17 protein-coding genes and 1 riboswitch are annotated in these 17,568 nt (G+C 59.4%); of the genes, 10 read left to right on the top strand and 7 right to left on the bottom strand.

The genetic code is table 11. The features are described 5' to 3' along the window. Position 1: 1 nt before the first annotated feature. On the bottom strand, positions 2–922 hold the full coding sequence (locus tag WNE31_RS02020) for a dihydrodipicolinate synthase family protein (RefSeq protein WP_349977918.1): 921 nt from the start codon (positions 920–922) through the stop codon (positions 2–4). Positions 923–940: 18 nt separating this feature from the next. Beyond that, on the bottom strand, positions 941–1,651 hold the full coding sequence (locus WNE31_RS02015; protein WP_349977916.1) for a GntR family transcriptional regulator: 711 nt from the start codon (positions 1,649–1,651) through the stop codon (positions 941–943). 119 nt (positions 1,652–1,770) lie between these two features. On the opposite strand from WNE31_RS02015, the gene WNE31_RS02010 reads away from it, so the two are divergent. The 5 genes from WNE31_RS02010 to WNE31_RS01990 all read left to right on the top strand — a co-directional run bounded on the left by WNE31_RS02010 (position 1,771) and on the right by WNE31_RS01990 (position 7,431). Continuing rightward, complete coding sequence (locus WNE31_RS02010) at positions 1,771–2,721, top strand: GlxA family transcriptional regulator (RefSeq protein WP_349977915.1); 951 nt, start codon at positions 1,771–1,773, stop codon at positions 2,719–2,721. A 60-nt stretch (positions 2,722–2,781) separates the two neighbouring features. Beyond that, on the top strand, positions 2,782–4,101 hold the full coding sequence (locus WNE31_RS02005) for an MFS transporter (RefSeq protein WP_349977914.1): 1,320 nt from the start codon (positions 2,782–2,784) through the stop codon (positions 4,099–4,101). A gap of 110 nt (positions 4,102–4,211) precedes the next feature. After that, on the top strand, positions 4,212–5,330 hold the full coding sequence (gmd, locus tag WNE31_RS02000) for a GDP-mannose 4,6-dehydratase (protein ID WP_349977912.1): 1,119 nt from the start codon (positions 4,212–4,214) through the stop codon (positions 5,328–5,330). 5 nt (positions 5,331–5,335) lie between these two features. Beyond that, a complete protein-coding gene (locus tag WNE31_RS01995) occupies positions 5,336–6,268 on the top strand; it encodes a GDP-L-fucose synthase family protein (protein ID WP_349977910.1) in 933 nt (310 codons plus the stop codon). Continuing rightward, positions 6,265–7,431: a DegT/DnrJ/EryC1/StrS family aminotransferase gene (locus tag WNE31_RS01990; protein ID WP_349977909.1), complete on the top strand. Its 1,167-nt coding sequence runs from the start codon at positions 6,265–6,267 to the stop codon at positions 7,429–7,431. Before WNE31_RS01995 ends, WNE31_RS01990 begins: the two co-directional genes overlap by 4 nt. Here WNE31_RS01990 and WNE31_RS01985 read toward each other — a convergent pair. From WNE31_RS01985 to thiB, 3 genes are read right to left on the bottom strand one after another with little or no spacing between them, the layout of a single operon-like run. Further along, positions 7,428–8,120 carry a thiamine ABC transporter ATP-binding protein gene (locus tag WNE31_RS01985; protein WP_349977908.1) on the bottom strand — a complete coding sequence of 231 codons (693 nt, stop codon included), beginning with the start codon at positions 8,118–8,120 and terminating at the stop codon, positions 7,428–7,430. The genes WNE31_RS01990 and WNE31_RS01985 overlap by 4 nt on opposite strands. After that, positions 8,107–9,660 carry a thiamine/thiamine pyrophosphate ABC transporter permease ThiP gene (locus WNE31_RS01980; RefSeq protein ID WP_349977907.1) on the bottom strand — a complete coding sequence of 518 codons (1,554 nt, stop codon included), beginning with the start codon at positions 9,658–9,660 and terminating at the stop codon, positions 8,107–8,109. Before WNE31_RS01980 ends, WNE31_RS01985 begins: the two co-directional genes overlap by 14 nt. After that, entirely contained in the window at positions 9,636–10,613 is a 978-nt protein-coding gene (gene thiB / locus WNE31_RS01975) for a thiamine ABC transporter substrate binding subunit (protein ID WP_349977906.1), read from the bottom strand. Before thiB ends, WNE31_RS01980 begins: the two co-directional genes overlap by 25 nt. Before the next feature lie 37 nt (positions 10,614–10,650). Further along, positions 10,651–10,760, bottom strand: a riboswitch (TPP riboswitch). 190 nt (positions 10,761–10,950) lie between these two features. On the opposite strand from thiB, the gene aroC reads away from it, so the two are divergent. Continuing rightward, positions 10,951–12,054: a chorismate synthase gene (gene aroC, locus WNE31_RS01970; protein WP_349977905.1), complete on the top strand. Its 1,104-nt coding sequence runs from the start codon at positions 10,951–10,953 to the stop codon at positions 12,052–12,054. A 19-nt stretch (positions 12,055–12,073) separates the two neighbouring features. After that, positions 12,074–13,015, top strand: a complete 942-nt coding sequence (locus WNE31_RS01965) for an AEC family transporter (RefSeq protein ID WP_349977904.1) — start codon at positions 12,074–12,076, stop codon at positions 13,013–13,015. A 6-nt stretch (positions 13,016–13,021) separates the two neighbouring features. Here the strand turns inward: WNE31_RS01965 and WNE31_RS01960 are convergent, their stop codons facing one another. Next, positions 13,022–13,723, bottom strand: coding sequence for a lysophospholipid acyltransferase family protein (locus tag WNE31_RS01960; RefSeq protein ID WP_349977903.1), 702 nt, complete (start codon positions 13,721–13,723; stop codon positions 13,022–13,024). Positions 13,724–13,789: 66 nt separating this feature from the next. On the opposite strand from WNE31_RS01960, the gene WNE31_RS01955 reads away from it, so the two are divergent. Genes WNE31_RS01955 through WNE31_RS01945 form a run of 3 tightly spaced genes read left to right on the top strand, consistent with a single transcriptional unit; the run spans position 13,790 to position 16,032 of the window. Continuing rightward, positions 13,790–14,050, top strand: a complete 261-nt coding sequence (locus tag WNE31_RS01955; protein WP_349977902.1) for an acyl carrier protein — start codon at positions 13,790–13,792, stop codon at positions 14,048–14,050. Positions 14,051–14,055: 5 nt separating this feature from the next. Then, on the top strand, positions 14,056–15,264 hold the full coding sequence (locus WNE31_RS01950) for a beta-ketoacyl-[acyl-carrier-protein] synthase family protein (protein WP_349977900.1): 1,209 nt from the start codon (positions 14,056–14,058) through the stop codon (positions 15,262–15,264). A gap of 3 nt (positions 15,265–15,267) precedes the next feature. Next, a complete protein-coding gene (locus WNE31_RS01945) occupies positions 15,268–16,032 on the top strand; it encodes a MaoC family dehydratase (protein WP_349977898.1) in 765 nt (254 codons plus the stop codon). A gap of 6 nt (positions 16,033–16,038) precedes the next feature. Here WNE31_RS01945 and WNE31_RS01940 read toward each other — a convergent pair whose 3' ends face one another. Then, positions 16,039–17,541 (bottom strand): malonate--CoA ligase, encoded by a 1,503-nt coding sequence (locus WNE31_RS01940; protein ID WP_349977897.1) that lies wholly within the window; start codon positions 17,539–17,541, stop codon positions 16,039–16,041. Positions 17,542–17,568 lie beyond the last annotated feature (27 nt).

Genomic DNA, 17,568 nt, shown 5'->3' with positions numbered 1-17,568 from the left:
ATCATTCCCCCTCTGCCTGAATGTCTTTGATGGTTGTTTTCAGAACACGGATGACTTGGTCTAGCGCGCGTTTGTCATCCTTGTTCAGGCCGGTCAGCGGAGGGCGCATTGGGCCGGTGTCGATGCCCGACATCGTGACCCCATGCTTGATGCATTGGATGAACTTGCCCCCCTGTTCCAACACCCGCATGAGCGGCATCATCGCCGACATGATCCGGCGCCCCTTGTCAAAATCCCCTTCGACTACACACGCCTGATAGAGGGCGATATGTTCCTCGGGCAGGAAATTGGAGCCCCCGCAAACCCAGCTGCGCGCGCCCCATGCAAAGAACTCCAAGGCCTGATCATCCATACCGCAGGACATTTGGATATGTGGATAATCCCGCGCTAGCAGATGCACCCTGTTGATGTCGCCCGAGCTTTCCTTGATCGCGCAAATGTTCCGGCTGCGCCCGACGCGATCCAGGAATTCTTCGCCCATATGCACGCCCATGCGCCCCGGATAGTTGTAAAGCATCACCGGCAGGTTCGCGGCCTTGTCGATGGCCAGCGCGTTCAGCGCGTTTTCCCGTTCAGTCGGCACGGAGTAGGGCGGCGTTGCCAGCAGAATGGCGTCCGCCCCAATGGCGCGCGCACCGATGGCCAGCGCGACCGAATCCGGTGTCATCATGGCGCCCGTTCCGACAATCAACGGCACCCGCCCATTGCTGCGGTCGCGGGTGAACCGTGCCACCTCAAGGCGCTCGTTTACGGTTTGCGCATAATTCTCGCCTGTGGATCCGCCTGAAATCAGACCGTGGACACCTTTGTCGATCAGGTTATCGATCACATCGGCCAAGGCATCCCAGTTGACACTGTGATCCGCATGGAAGGGGGTCACGACCGGCGTGTAAATCCCTTCGAATTTGAAGATGGGGGTCATAATTGTCCTTTCCCGGGGTCAGGCTGGGGTCTTGCGCGGCAAATCGCCAAGCGGGATATCCAATCCATGCGGCATGACGAAAACTTCGATCTGGTCACGCGACAGGGCCCAATGGTCCTCGGCCAGTTCTGCGGCTCGGTTTTCATTTCCGGCTTCGATCGCGTCGATAATCTGGTCGTGCTGGTCCGCCGCTTCCGACACGTTCTGGGCCATGCTGTTGTCGGTCGGACGGTAAAACGTTACCGAAATGCGGGCGTGGTCAATTAACAGGCGCTGGAAGCTGGGCGTCAGATAGACATTGTCGGCCATGTCACCGGTGATATCGTGAAACCGGTTGTTGGCGAGCGCCCGTTCGGCCCCTGTCCCTGCCCGAAGGACGTCGCGGAAATGCGCCTGCGCAGCTTTCAACTCTTCAATCTGGTCCGGTCGGGCATTCTTGGCAGCCAATCTGAGAACCGCGCCATAAATCATAGGGGCAGTCAGGAAAAAATCCCGCAGCGTGGTATGGGACATCTCGGATACCCGTGCGCCGCGGTTTTCGCGCAGATCGACATAGCCTTCTCCGGCCAACTGACGAAAGACTTCGCGCAACGGCGTGCGTGACAATGAAAACTCTTCAGACAGCGCGGTTTCATCCAGATCCTCGCCGGGGCGCATCTCAAGGGTCAGAATCCGTGTCTTCAGTGCTTCATAAAGCCCAACTTTGCGGGATTTCGAATCGAGTTTCATCGACTTCTCCAATTTAGATAGCCTCACCTTAGTCAAAAATACAATTTGTATACAAATAAAATTTTGATAGATTTTCATCGTCGGAAATGCCCGTTCCGATTCACACGAGGACTATGCTGATGCAATCTCCCGAGCATTTCGTTTTCCTGCTGGTGCCGGAATTCACGCATATCGCCTTCTCATGCGCGATCGAGCCTCTGCGGATTGCCAATCTGGTCAGCGGTGAAACCCTGTACCAGTGGACCTTGGCAAGCGAGGACGGGGAAGCGGCGACTTGCTCGAATGGCACTGTGACGCTCGTGAACTGTGGGTACGATACGATTCCGGATTGCGACCGGCTGTTTGTCCTTTCAGGGATTCATGTTCAGAACCACGTGTCACAACCTTTGCTGAATGTCCTGCGCAAGGCCCGCGTGAGCCGAGCCAAACTCGGAGCCTTGTGTTCGGCGGCACATGTTCTGGCCAAGGCTGGCATGCTCGACGGGATGCGCGCGGCAATTCACTGGGATTTCCATGACGGTTTCATGGAGGAATTTCCCGAAGTGAACCTTGTCAGCAGCGTCTTTGTCGCCGACGAAACCATCATCACCGCCTCGGGGGGCACGGCCACCGCAGACCTGATGTTGCATCTGATTGCGCAGGCCCACGGCAACGATCTGTCCGTCGCGGTGGCCGACCAGATGGTCTACAATGCTGTGCGCGAGGGCACGGCCGAACAACGCGTGTCCCTTCAATCCCGACACGGCATGCGCAATCCGCATCTGGTCAAAGCAATTGAGACGATGAGCGAAAACCTGGAAACGCCGATTGCGCCAATGCAAATCGCCCAGGATATCGGTATCTCGACCCGACAACTCGAACGCATTTTCGGGCGCTACATGAACTGTTCTCCCAAGAAATACTATGTGGACCTGCGCCTTCAGAAAGCGCGCAATCTTCTGGTGCAGACCGATCGCTCTGTGACCGAGATCGCATTGGCCTGCGGGTTTGAAAGCCCCGGCCATTTCAGCCGCGTCTACCGCGCCAAATACGGCATCACGCCCACCGCCCAGCAAAACAGGTTGAGTTAGCCCGGCCTTGGTCGCAGTCTGGGTTAGAACCACCCGCATCCCGAGCAGGAAGGCCTCAACATGTTATCCGTTCTGGGTATCCGCACCTATCGCCACCTATTTTTGGCTCAATTGGTCGCTTTGAGCGGAACCGGTCTGGCCACAGTTGCTCTGGGGCTTCTGGCTTACGATCTGGCCGGAGAAAACGCTGGCTTGGTTCTGGGCATTGCACTGACCATCAAGATGGTCGCTTACGTCACAATCGCCCCCGTTGTCGCCGCCTTGGCAAGCGGGGCAGACCGACGCAAACTGCTGATCGGGCTTGATATAGTGCGGGCCTCGGTCGCCGTGTGTCTGCCTTTTGTCACCCAAATCTGGCAAATCTACGTGCTTGTTTTCCTGCTTCAATCCGCTTCCGCGGGCTTCACACCAGCGTTTCAGGCGCTCATTCCCGATGTGCTGCCTGAAGAAGAGGACTATACCAAGGCCCTGTCCATATCGCGTTTTGCAATGGACGCCGAGAGCCTGCTCAGTCCGCTTTTCGCCGCTGCACTGCTGACGCTGGTTACCTATGACATCCTTTTTCTGGGAACTGCGCTTGGTTTCATCGCCTCTGCCTTGCTCGTCGTTTCGGTCATTCTACCGACACCGCCTCCGGCAAAGCCCCGAAGCATTTCTGAGCGCACGACACGTGGCCTGCGCATTTATCTCAAGACCCCGCGATTGCTTGGCCTTCTCGCCCTGAACTGGGTGATTTCTGCGGTCGGATCTGTCGTCATTGTTAACACAGTCGTCATCGTGCGGTCTGACCTTGGGCTGGCCGAGACCGAAGTGGCCCTCACGCTGGCGGCATTTGGCGCAGGTTCTATGAGTGCGGCCCTTCTGGTACCGCGCCTGCTGCACCTGAAAAGCGATCGCGTCCTGATGATATTGGGGGCGCTGATCGCTTCTCTGGCACTGTTTGCAATACCTTTTGCGCTCGACGCGTTTGCCGAGGGTTTCATCACCCTGCTGTCGGGTTGGGCAGTGATCGGTGTCGGCTACACCTGTGTTCTGACCCCTGCGGGGCGGGTATTGACCCGATCGGCCCATCCCGAGGACAGACCCGCCGTGTTCGCGGCGCAGTTTACCCTGTCCCATGCCTGTTGGCTGGTCTTCTACCCTTTGACCGGATGGCTGATGACGGCACACGGTACGACAACGACCATGATCGCCCAGGCGCTACTCGCCCTACCCGGAGTGTTTGCGGCAGCGATACTCTGGCCCGCCAACAGTGCTAGCCCCCGGCAACATGAGCACACCGACCTTCCCCCGGACCACCCGCACCTGAAGGGCGATGGTCCTCATGCGCATCCGATCATCATCGACGACCTTCACCCGTCATTCAAACTGAGTCAGTGATACATTGCACGTTTCCGCACCCATACCTTTTGGGGGATGTAACTCGGACATTTTGCCATTAAATGTGGGGCAAGACAGGGCGCTAAGGCGCCAGCAACAAGGATAATGCGATGAAAAAGGCCCTTATCACCGGTGTCACTGGGCAGGACGGTTCCTATCTGGCCGAATTCCTTTTGGAAAAAGGGTACGAAGTGCACGGCATCAAGCGCCGCGCCTCTTCATTCAACACGCAGCGCATTGACCACATCTTTCAGGATATCCACACCTCGAACGCACGGTTCAAACTGCATTACGGCGATTTGACCGATAGTTCGAACCTGACCCGCATCCTGCAAGAGGTTCAGCCAGACGAGGTCTATAACCTTGCTGCGCAGTCGCATGTCGCTGTCAGCTTTGAAAGCCCGGAATATACCGCAGATGTGGACGCCACCGGCGCGCTGCGCTTGCTCGAGGCGATCCGCTTCCTCGGCCTTGAAAAGAAAACCCGCTTCTATCAGGCGTCGACCTCGGAACTTTATGGTCTGGTGCAGGAAATCCCGCAAACCGAAACCACCCCGTTCCACCCGCGCAGCCCCTATGCTGTCGCCAAGATGTACGCCTATTGGATCACCGTGAACTATCGCGAAGCTTATGGGATGTACGCCTGCAACGGTATCCTGTTCAATCACGAGAGCCCACGTCGCGGCGAAACCTTCGTGACTCGCAAGATCACCCGGGGCCTCGCCAATATCGCGCAAGGGCTGGAACCCTGCCTTTACATGGGCAATATCGACGCGCTGCGCGACTGGGGCCACGCCAAGGACTATGTCCGCATGCAGTGGATGATGCTGCAACAGGATGAACCGGATGATTTCGTCATCGCAACGGGTGTGCAGTATTCCGTGCGCCAGTTCATCCAGTGGTCTGCCGAAGAACTGGGCATCACCGTGCGGTTCGAAGGCGAGGGCCTAGAAGAAGTCGGCATCGTCGATGCCATTGAAGGCGATGACGCCCCTGCCTTGTCGGTGGGCGACGTGATTGTACGGATCGACCCGCGTTATTTCCGCCCGGCTGAAGTGGAAACCCTGTTGGGCGATCCGGCCAAGGCCAAGGCGAAACTGGGCTGGACCCCGGAAATCACGGTTCAGGAAATGTGCGCAGAGATGGTTGCGAACGATCTCAAAGACGCGCGTCGCAACCGTCTGTTGCGTGAACACGGGCTGGAACTGCCCGTCTCGACCGAAAGCTGAGCAATATGACCAAAGGCACGCTTCTTCTCACCGGCGGGTCGGGCATGGTGGGGCGCAACATCCTTGAACATCCGCTCGCAACCGACTGGGAGGTTCTGGCACCCACCTCGCGCGAACTGGATCTCACCGATGCCACCGCCGTCAATGAATACGTTGCAAGCCATGAGCCAGATATGGTGATCCATTCCGCCGGTCAGGTCGGCGGTATTCAGGCCAACATGGCCCATCCCGTCGCGTTTCTGGAACGCAACACCGCGATGGGACGCAATATCATCATGGCGGCGTACCAGTCCGGCGTGTCCAAGTTCCTTAACCTCGCCTCGACCTGCATGTACCCACGCGCTGCGCCCAACCCATTGACCGAGGACATGATCCTGACTGGCGAGCTTGAGCCAACCAACGAAGGCTATGCCATCGCCAAGATCATGGCGACACGCCTATGCCAATACATCCGCCGAGAGGATGAAACCGCGCAGTACAAAACCCTGATCCCCTGCAACCTGTTCGGACGGCACGACAAATTCGACCCCAAACACTCGCACCTGTTGCCCGCAATCATTCACAAGGTGCACCTGGCCAAAACCAAAGGCGAGGAAACCGTAGAAATCTGGGGGGATGGCACGGCACGCCGCGAATTCATGTATGCGGGCGATCTGGCCGATGCGGTGATGAAAGCCGCAGATGATATCGAAAACCTGCCTGACCTGATGAACACCGGTCTGGGACACGATTTCACCATCAACGAATACTATCAGACCGTCGCAGATGTGATCGGCTGGCAGGGGGACTTCGTGCATGACCTGTCCAAACCGGTCGGCATGAAACAGAAACTTTGTTCAACCGAACGCCAGACCGCATGGGGCTGGTCGGCGCCGACCTCGTTGCATGACGCCATCCAGCGTACTTATGATTTTTATCTGAATGAGGCCACAAAATGAGCTTCCGTTTCCCGCTTGCCACGTCCTCTTGGGACCAAAAGGAACTTGATGCGCTTCAAAAGGTGATCGACTCCGACCGTTATTCCATGGGGGCCGAAGTTGCCGAGTTTGAACGCCAGTTCGCCGACTATTTCGGGTCGAAATTTGCCGTCATGGTTAACTCGGGATCCTCTGCGAATCTGCTGATGACCGCCGCACTGTTCTTTACCAAGAACCCGACTCTGAATCTGAAACGCGGCGATGAAATCATCGTGCCCGCCGTCAGCTGGTCAACCACCTATTTCCCGCTGAATCAATACGGCCTGCACCTCAAGTTCGTGGATATCGACCTTGAAACGCTGAATTATGATCTCGATGCGCTGGCCGAAGCCGTCACCGACAAAACCCGCGCCATTATGGTGGTGAACCTTTTGGGCAACCCGAACGATTTCGCCTCGATCGATGGCATTATCGACGGACGCGACATTGTTCTGATCGAAGACAACTGCGAATCCATGGGCGCGACGTTCAAGGGTAAACAGGCGGGCACCTTCGGCGTGATGGGCAGCTATTCATGTTTCTTCTCGCACCACATCTCGACCATGGAAGGCGGCATGGTCGTCACCGATGACGAAGAGCTTTACCATGTCATGCTGGCCCTCCGCGCCCATGGCTGGACCCGCAACCTGCCCAAGTTCAACCACGTCACTGGCGAGAAATCGGATGATCCGTTCGAAGAATCCTTCCGTTTTGTGCTGCCGGGCTACAATCTGCGCCCGCTGGAAATGTCCGGCGCATTGGGCATTGAACAGCTGGCCAAACTGCCTGACCTGATCAAGGGGCGCCGCGCCAATGGCACGATGATCCAGAACGCCCTGTCGAATCATCCCAAATTCATGATTCAACAAGAGATTGGTGAGTCGAGCTGGTTCGGGTTTTCTTTGGTCATTCGACCCGGTTCCGGACTGAAACGCGCCGATCTGGTCAAGGATCTGGTCGCCGCCGGGTTTGAGTGCCGCCCGATCGTGGCCGGCAATTTTGCCAAGAACGAGGTCATGAAATACTTTGACTACTCGATCCACGGTGACCTGAAGAATGCCGATTACATTGACGAAAACGGGCTGTTCGTGGGCAACCACCATTACCCCATCCCCGAAGCTGTCGAAGCCTTGCGCGAAATCTAACCGAGATAAGCTTTCAACACCGGCGGCGGGTTGTCCAACAACGCAGCCGTCGGAGCCGGTGGGTGGGCCTTTCCTTCCGCCACGAGGATCGCCTGGTCCGCAATCCGCCGGGCATCTTCGGGATCATGACTGACCATCAACAGGCCCGCGCCGGTTTCCTCCAGAAGCTCTGCCACCAGGTCCAGCATCTCGATCTTGAGCGCAGGCCCTAGCGCCGCGAACGGCTCATCCAGCAACACCAGCGGCTTTCGCTGTACTAACACGCGGGCCAGCGCCACGCGGCTTTGCTGTCCACCGGATAATTTTGCCGGTTTGCGCTGCGCGAACGGGCCAAGCCCGACCCGCACCAAGGCCTGGGTGACAAGGACGGTTTCGTCGCGATCAAGTCGAAGGTTCGGGCGAATTCCCAGCCCGACATTCTGCGCTACGGTCAGGTGCGGAAACAGGTTGTTGTCCTGAAACAGCATGGCCACGGGGCGCGCGCCCGGCGCAGCATCGGTGATATCCTGCCCTTGCCAGAAAACACGCCCAGTCTCTGGCGGCAAAAAGCCTGAAATCAGCGATAACAGGGTCGATTTTCCGGCTCCGGACGGGCCAATAACAGCCACCCGCGCCCCTGCATCAATCGTCACATCTGCACCGAGGCGAAAATCCCCCTGCCGAATGACAATCCCTTCAAGTTTCAGCACGCCTGCGCCCTCCGCGATCAAAGGCCCAGAACAGGCCAAAACTAAGGACGAGCAACAGCAACGCCGCCCCCGATGCCGCCTCCATCCTGTAACTGCCCATCAAGCGGTACATCTGCAATGGCAAGGTCGCCGTTTCGGGGTCGGCGAACAAGGCAATGACCCCCAGATCGCCCATCGACAAGGCCGCCGTTAACCCACAGGCAAAGCCCAATCCCCCCCGGATACGCGGAAACAGGATCAGCTTTAGCCAGGCCCACCCCCCGAGTCCAAGCGACGCACTCAGGCGCCCGTAGTCAGAGACAACATCCCGGATCGGACCGACCAGAACCCGCAGCGCAAAAGGCAGGGCCATCACGGCATTGACCAACGCCGTCACCGGCAAAGCAAGGTCAAACGGATCGGCAACGGGGTAGATCAAGATAAACAGACCCGTTCCAATAACGAGAGGTGACGCCGCGATCCCCAAAAGACCCGCCGCTTCAAGCCATCCGTGCCGCGATGCGGCGGCAATCGCGATGGGCAGCGCGAGAAGAACGACAAGCGCCGTAGACCCCAGTGAGACGAGAAGTGAGACCCACGCCGCGTGCCACAATTGCGTCGGCAGCCGCCCCAACCCCATCAGGCCATCAACAACCACAATGCTGAGTGGGAGTATCAGAAACAGGGCGGTACAGATAATCGCGGCCCCATCCAAAACGCCACGTCCGTACCCGCCGGTATCCCACCGCTTGACCGGGCGATCCAAACCAGCCCCAAACCCCTGTTGCCCCGACAGCCGTAGCGCGACGAGCGCCGCAGATCCGACCAAAATCAGCTGCACGCAGGACAGCAAGGCCGCCCGCCCAAGATCAAAATCAAACCGGAACGCCTGATAGATGGCCAGTTCAACCGTAGTGGCCTTTGGTCCACCGCCAAGTGTCAGGGCGACAGCAAAGCTCGAGACACACAGGGCAAAAATCACCGCAAAGGCAGGCGGAGCGACGCGGCGCAACATCGGGGCCTCTATGATTCGCCACATCTCGCGCGGACCAAAGCCCAGTTGCGCCGCAAGACGGAACCTTTCGGCCGGCACCTGTTGCCAGCCTTGCAGGATCAGCCGCGTCGCCAATGGTAGGTTGAAAAACACATGGGCCAGAACCACCCCATGAAGCCCGTAGATCGAGACTTCGGGCAGCCCTGCCCATCCCAAAGCAACATTGATAATACCGCTGCGCCCGAACACCGCCAAAAGCCCAAGCACGGCCACGATGACCGGCAGGATAAAGGGCGCGCCCAGCAAGGCGATTAGCAGGCTGCGCCCGGGAAAGCGTCGCCGCGCCAAGGCTTTGGCGACTGGAATGGCAAGGGCCACGCTGAGGGTTGCAGACCACAGGGCCTGCCAGATCGTGAACCGGATCGCCGCCCATTCGGACGGTCCCAGCCCACGCCCGGCCTCGGCCCGCAGCGCGACAGCCAGAAGGGTGCCAAGGATCAGGGCCGCCACAAACGCAGCGGCCATGATCCCTGGCCAGGCCGTTATTTTGACAGCGCGTCGAGCCATTCCGCCAGCGCCGCGTCACGCACAATGCCGGCCTTGTCCGCTGGCACGAGGAGCGAATTTTCCGGCGTTATCAGGGTTTCAAAGCCCTTGGGAAGTCCCTCGGTCGGGGTGACGGCGGGATACATCCAATTGGTCGTGGGGATGATCGACTGGAATTCATCACTGACCATGAAGGACAGGAACTGGTCCGCCAGATCGGGCTGATCACTCGCCGCCAGCTTTCCGGCCACTTCGATCTGCATGTAATGCCCTTCGTCAAAGGCGGCTGCGGCCTTGGAGGCATCTTCTTCCGCGATCAGATGATAGGCGGGCGATGTGGTGTAGGACAGCACCATGTCGGCTTCGCCTTCAAGGAACAAGCCATAGGCCTCGGACCAGCCCTTGGTGACGGTCACGACATTGTCGGCCAGGCCTTCCCAAACCGACTTGGCTTCATCTCCATAGGCCAACTTCACCCACATCAGCAGGCCCAGCCCCGGTGTGGAAGAGCGCGGATCCTGAATGACGATTTTCAGGTCGCTGTCTGCCAAGGCCATGAAGTTATTGGGAGATTCAAGGTCGGCATCCTTCACGAAAGCAAAGTAACCCCAATCGTAAGGCACGAATTGCGGGTCGGTCCATTCGACGGGCAATGTATACGATGCGGTCACGGTGTGATCAGTGAACAACCCGGTTTCGCGTGCAGCAGCGATCAGATTGGTGTCGAGCCCCAGCACGATATCGGCATCCGACCGGGCACCTTCGAGCTTGATCCGGGCCAGCAAAGCAGCCCCGTCACCGGCCCCGACAAGTTTGAGATCACAGCCACACTGGGCCTCGAACGCCTTTTCCACAAGGGGTCCGGGCCCCCAGTCGGATACGAAACTGTCATAGGTATAGACAGTGAGAACGGGTGTCTCGGCGACAACAGCTGTCGCGGTCAACAATCCCGTGGCAAACGCAAGATACTTCATGGCATCCTCCAAAATGCGACGGGCGGAGCAAGTCTGGAAGAGTTCCATGGACCTTCCCTCCGCCGGTCTTAACCGGTTCAGGTTCAACGGGTTCGCTGGTACGCATCTCAGCCGGCACACCGTGTGCAGGCACCCCGAGGTGAGCGCGAACCTAGTGAGGCGTCGCAACGATGACAAGCGGTTTCACGTCACGTGGACGGTCGGGTTTTGTCGGGTTGGTACGCATTTTCGAGAGGGGGGTGACCGTTTTGTACAACGTGCCGGGCGCATATTTTTGTAAACCCTTGAGAAACCTTTGCCCTGCCGCTATGCCGCAATGGAACAAAGGAGCCGCCCCATGTCGATGAACAGCTTTGGCCATCTTTTCCGCGTCACCACCTGGGGTGAAAGCCACGGACCCGCACTTGGCGCGACCGTCGACGGGTGCCCCCCGGGGGTGCCGATCGAGCCCGAGATGCTGCAACAGTGGCTGGACAAGCGCCGACCGGGTCAGAACAAGAACACCACCCAGCGCAACGAGCCGGATGCGGTGAAAATCCTTTCGGGCGTGTTCGAGGGGCAGTCGACCGGAACGCCAATCCAGTTGATGATCGAAAACACCGACCAGCGCAGCCGCGATTATGGCGATATTTCCGAGACCTTTCGCCCCGGACATGCCGATATCACCTATTGGCAGAAATACGGCATCCGCGACTATCGTGGCGGTGGGCGATCCTCGGCGCGGGAAACAGCGGCGCGTGTGGCCGCTGGTGGGGTGGCCCGTGAAGCGATCAAGGCACTGGCGCCGAATGTCGAGATCAAGGGCTATATGACCACTATGGGCGAGATGGACATTGACCGGTCGAAATTCGACTGGGACCAGATCGACCAGAACCCGTTCTGGATTCCGCAAGACGCCGAAACGGCGCAGGCATGGGAAGACTATCTGCAAAAGCTGCGCAAGGACCACAACTCGGTCGGGGCGATCATCGAGGTGGTTGCCCGCAACGTGCCCGCCGGTCTGGGTGCGCCGGTTTATGGCAAGCTGGACACCGATCTGGCCGCCGCGATGATGTCGATCAATGCGGTGAAGGGCGTCGAAATCGGTGAAGGCATGAACGCCGCACGCCTGACCGGCACCGACAATGCGGACGAGATTTTCATGGGCGAGAACGGCCCCGAATACGGGTCGAACCACGCAGGCGGGATTCTTGGCGGGATTTCGACCGGTCAGGACATCGTGGTGCGCTTTTCGGTAAAGCCGACTTCGTCCATCCTGTCGCCGCGCGCGTCGATCCGCAAGGACGGCACCCCGATTGAAGTGATCACCAAGGGGCGGCATGATCCCTGCGTGGGCATCCGTGCCGTGCCGGTGGCCGAGGCGATGATGGCCTGCGTGATTCTGGATCACATGCTGCTGCACCGCGGCCAGGTCGGGGAAAATCGCGGCAAGATTGGCTAGGGCCCGGGGCGCTCGGGCCATGCTGGATATCCTCGCGATCACCTTTCCGATCTATGCCGCCATCCTGATTGGTTATGGCGTAGTGGCCAAAGGGTGGTTCAGCGGTGCGGATATGCGCACGCTTGGCACTTATGTTCTGAACATCGCGTTGCCCGCGTTGTTGTTCAAAGCGGTGGCATCGCGGGACCTGAACGAGATTTTTCATCCCGGCTATATCGCGGTTTTTCTGGTGGGCGGGCTTGCCACGATTCTTGTCGCCTATCTGTGGTTCACGGTCACGGCACCGGATGCGGGGCGGCGCGCCGTAGCGACGCTGGGCAGTTCCTGTCCCAACTCGGGATTCATCGGATATCCGGTGATGTTGCTGGTCTTTCCCGATCTGGCCGGTGTGATCCTTGCGCTCAACTTCCTTGTCGAGAACATCGTGCTGATTCCCATCTGCCTGATCCTGATGGATTGGGCCAAGGGGGGCGCTCATGCGGGGCTTGGGGTACGGATCGCAATGCTTCTCTGGGGGTTGGTTAAACGCCCGATGGTGATCGGATTGCTGTTGGGCCTTGTTGTGTCGATGGTGAACCTGCCCATTCCGCCCCCCGCGCTTCGCCTGCTGGATATGCTGGCGGCCTCGGCGGCGGCGCTTTCGCTGGTGGTGATTGGCGGATCGCTGGTCGGGCTGCCGACCAAAGGCAACCGCGCGCTGGCCGGGCAGATTGCCGTGGGCAAGCTGGTGCTGCATCCGGTGCTGGTTGGGCTGGCCCTGCTGGCGCTGCCGGTGGCGGGATTGGCCGTGTCACCCGATCTTGCCACTGCGGCGGTGCTGTCAGCGGCAATGCCGATGTTCGGGATCTATGCCGTACTGGCGCAGGAACAGGGGCTGGAGGGCCTCGCCTCGCTGGCAATGCTGATCGCGACCAGCGCTGCCTTTGTCACACTGTCGGTGCTGCTTTATGCACTCACCTGAGCGCATTCAGGCGAGGTCTTTTCTCAATTGCTCGATAAAGGCGCGCCGGTCCATGCCCGGCGCAATCGCGGGCAGGATTTCCACCTGGATCGTGCCCGGATACTTGATCCAGCCTTTAGGCGGCCAGCAGGTGGCGGAATTCAAGCGCACTGGCAGGACCGGCAATTCCAGCAACTGGTAAAGAACCGCGACACCCGATTGCACCTTGCCGCGGGCCCGCTTGTCGCGCGTACCGCTTGGGAAAATCAAGATGCTGCGCCCCTGCCGCGCCACATCAACCCCCGCCTTTAATCCCGCGCGCATGTCATCAATCGACCCGCCGCGATCCACGGGAATGTGCCCGTTCCAGTGCGTGAGAAGCCCGATCAAGGGATAGGAAAAGATTTCCTTTTTGGCAAACATGGCCGGATTATCGAGCAGTGCCTGAAAATAGACGGTTTCCCATTGGGATTCGTGCTGAGACGCCCATAGCACCGGCCGGTCGGGAACATTTTCACGCCCCGTGACCCTGACCCGGATACCGCAGCAGATCCGCAAGAAAAAAAGCTGCAAATTTAGGTAAATCCGGAAAATCCACCACGTGTAGCGTTTCGGAATGATGACAAGTGGCAGGAAAGGCAGAAAGGGAATTGCGGCCAACCCAGACAGCACATAGAAAAGAAACGTCCCGATTGCGGCTCTTGTCGAGTGGTTTTCGGAATTGCTCATGGTGAATTGGCTACCTGTCTGCGCGACATGGGATAGCTGGAAATGTATAGGTTGGAAAGCACTACAATGACGGAAACCTCGCAAAACCTTCAGCAGGAACTTCTCGAACTTGTCGCAGAAGAAGGCATGGTGGATGTCGCTGATATTGCCCCTGAAAAGAAACTGGTCGATCTGGATATCCAGTCTGCAGATTTCATTATGATCCTTATGGCGATCGAGGAAAAATACGGCGCCTATATTTCGGTCGACAATGACATGGCCGATATGGAAACGGTACAGGATCTTCTGGATCTCGCCATCGCCAAAATCAACGAACAGAAAGACTGAGACACGTGAAGAGGGTTGTCGTAACCGGACTTGGTGCCGTGTCTGCCTGCGGGTTCGGGGCAGAGACGCTGATCGCGGCGGCCCTTGCCGGTGAAAGTGGCGTCCGCGCCGTGCATTTTGACAGGCTCGACAAACAGCGTGTCAACGAGGCCGCCGTCCTGACCGAGGATGACAAAGCCAAGGTGGCCGAACTGACCGGGCACAACCGGATGCGGGATCCGGTGGCCAACTACGCGCTTGTGGCAGCCCGCGAGGCCGTGGCGCAGGCGGGCCTTGGGGAAGACGATTTCGGGGACCGCTGCGGCACGATCATCGGGTCGGGTTTCGGCGGCGGTAAAACCGTGGACGACAACTATTGGGCCTTCTGGTCGGGCAGCAAAGTGCGGCTTGATCCGATGGCCGTCCCCAAGATCATGAACAACGCGGCGGCAAGCTGGGTGTCGATGGAGTTCGGCGCGACGGGGCCGCTTTATTGCCCTGCGACGGCCTGTTCATCGGCCAGCCAGGCCGTGGGGCTGGCGTTCCAGCTTCTGCGTGCGGGGGCGATTGACCGTTGTCTGGCGGGCGGAAGCGAAGCCTGCCTTGAAGCGGGCGGATTCCGTGTCTGGGAATTGCTGCGGGTGATGACGGCGGACAAGAACCGCCCGTTTTCGAAAGACCGCAACGGGATGACACTGGGCGAAGGCGCGGGTGTTCTGGTGCTGGAAACGCTTGATTCTGCCGAGGCGCGGGGCGCTGACATCCTGTGTGAAATCGTGGGCTATGGCACGAACTCGGACGCGGGCGACCTGCTGCGCCCTGACCCTGAACGGGCCGCGGCCTGCATGGCGCTGGCGCTGGCAGAATCGGGATTGGACGCGAGCGATATCGGCTATGTCAACGCGCATGGCACGGGCACCGTGGCCAATGACGTGACCGAAGTCTCGGCGCTGCGGCAGGTGTTCGGAGAGGATCTGGACGGGCTGGAAGTGTCGTCCACGAAACCCGTTCACGGCCATGCTCTGGGCGCGGCCGGGGCGCTGGAACTGGTGGTGACGATCGGGGCGCTTCGGGCCGGGATGGCGCCGCCGACCATCAACTTTACCGAGGTCGACCCCAAAATCGGGCTGGACCCTGTGGCCAACACCGCCCGCCCGATCAGCGGCAAGGCTGCCATGTCGAATTCGCTGGCGTTTGGCGGGATCAACGCGTCGCTGATCGTCGCCAAGGTCTGAAGCATGTCCGTCGAAATCGCCTTTCCTGACGGGTTAGAGCAAGGCGCGGTTGACGGGCTGGGGACCTTGCTGGAAACGCTAGGGGGCGGCGAGTTGGTTGAGGCACCGCTGATTGCGGCTGTGTCGCTGCTTGGCCGGTCTGAGGTGCGTTCGCATTTGGCCGCGATGCAGCCGCCTGCCGGACAGGGCGTGGTGCATGAATCGCAAAAGCTTGAACGGCACGCACCGCTTGAAACCGGCACCCCGCTTAGACTGGCTGTGACGGAAGAGTCCAACAAGGCCGCGCGGCTGTTTTCCTTTCATCTCGCCGGCGCTAACGGTCTTGCAGTATCACTGGAAACGCGCCTGCGCTTTGTGACGCCGGAAGAGATGGCCCGCTTTCGGGGCAGCCTTTTTCCCGAGCGTATGAATACCCCCGCGACCAAGTGGCTCGAAAGTGCCGCTTTTGATTCAAGGGCCGTGCAGCGGTATCTCGACATTTCGCAAGACAAGAACCCGATTCACAGTGACCCCGAGGCCGCAAGTGCCGTCGGTCTGGCAGATCCGATCGTGCCCGGCCTGCTTGTCGCCGGGGTGGGCGAAGCGGTTTGTACGGCGTTGCGACCCGATGCAGCGGTGGCCGCGATGCAATGGCGTTTCATGGCGCCGGTGCCCATAGGCGCGGTGTTGCGGTTCGGATTACAACCGCGCAGCGACACGACCGCCCGTCTGTTTGCCGTCAACGCGGAAACCAACATGATCGCCGCGATTGGCGAGATCCGGTTCTGACCGCGGTCAGGCGAACAGGTCTGCGTAGTCTTCGCGCAGCGCCTTTTTCTGGACCTTGCCCATCGTGTTGCGCGGCAGTTCGGGAAGAAAGATAACCTGCTTGGGTTGCTTGAACTTTGCCAGCTGGTCGCGCAGAGCGTCCATGATGTGTTGTTCGGTGAGGTTGTCCGAAGTCGGCACAACAACGGCGACCACGGTCTCGCCAAAATCGGGATGTGGCACACCGATCACCGCGCTTTCCAGCACGCCGTCGATATCGTCGATCAGGGATTCGATTTCCTTGGGGTAGACATTAAACCCGCCGGTTATCACCAGATCCTTGGACCGGCCGACAATCGTGACGTATCCGTCCGCGTCGAACTTGGCGAGGTCTCCGGTAATGAACCATCCGTCGGGCAAAAGCTCTTCGGCGGTTTTCTCGGGCATCTGCCAATAGCCCTGGAACACGTTGTCTCCGCGCACTTCGAGCACGCCAATTTCGCCCGTCGCAACCTCTTGCCCGTCAACACGAATCCGCGCTTCGACCCCCGGCAGAGGGAAGCCGACGGTGCCCGCGCGGCGTTCGCCATCATAAGGGTTCGAGGTGCTCATGTTGGTTTCGGTCATGCCATAGCGTTCGAGAATGCGATGCCCGGTGCGCTGTTCCCATTTTTCGTGCGTATCCACCAAAAGCGGGGCTGAGCCCGAGATGAACAGGCGCATGTTGGCCGCGCGTTCGCGGGTCAGCCGGGGATCGTCCAGCAGGCGCGTATAGAAGGTGGGTACCCCCATCAGGGCTGTGGCGCGCGGCATCGCATCAATGATCTGATCGGCGTTGAACCGGGACAGAAACTCGGTCGAGGCACCGGCCAGTAGGGCGACATTGGTCGCCACGAACAGGCCATGGGTGTGGAAAATCGGCAGGGCGTGGATGAGCACATCTGACTTGGTGAATTGCCAATAGTCCCGCAGCATCTCGGAATTGCTAGCGAGGTTCTTGTGGCTGAGCATCGCGCCCTTGGACCGGCCCGTCGTGCCCGAGGTATAGAGGATTGCGGCCAGATCGTCGGCTTGTCGCGGGACCGGGGTAAAGCCACCGCGCCCGACGATGGCCTCTTCCAGAGTGCCGCGGCCCTTGGCGTCAAGGGTCAGGACGGTGGCCCCGCCCGCAACTTCGGAAATGGCATCGGCGCGTGCCGGATCGCAAACCACAACGCGCGGGGTGGCATCCCCAAGAAAATAGGCGACCTCAGGCGTGGTATAGGCGGTGTTGAGCGGCAGGAACACGCCCCCTGCCATAACCGTGCCAAGGTAAAGCTGGATTGCCTCGATGGTTTTTTCGACCTGAACCGCGACGCGATCGCCCGGTTGCAGCCCGCGCGCCACCAGTGCGCCGGCCATACGCTCGGCCCCGGCGAACAATTCACCAAATGTCATGCTGGCCCGTTGCGGGATGCGGGCGAAGTTGCGGGTTTCCTGCCCCACGGACGCCGCGTGCAGGCGGGAAATCAGGTAATTCTGTGCGTACATAATCGAACCTCCAACTGTCGTCCTTGA

The organism is Shimia fortis, assembly GCF_040225985.1.
Lineage (GTDB): Bacteria > Pseudomonadota > Alphaproteobacteria > Rhodobacterales > Rhodobacteraceae > Shimia.
The sequence above is the reverse complement of the archived record's forward strand: the minus strand, read 5'-3'. Positions and strand labels throughout refer to the sequence as shown.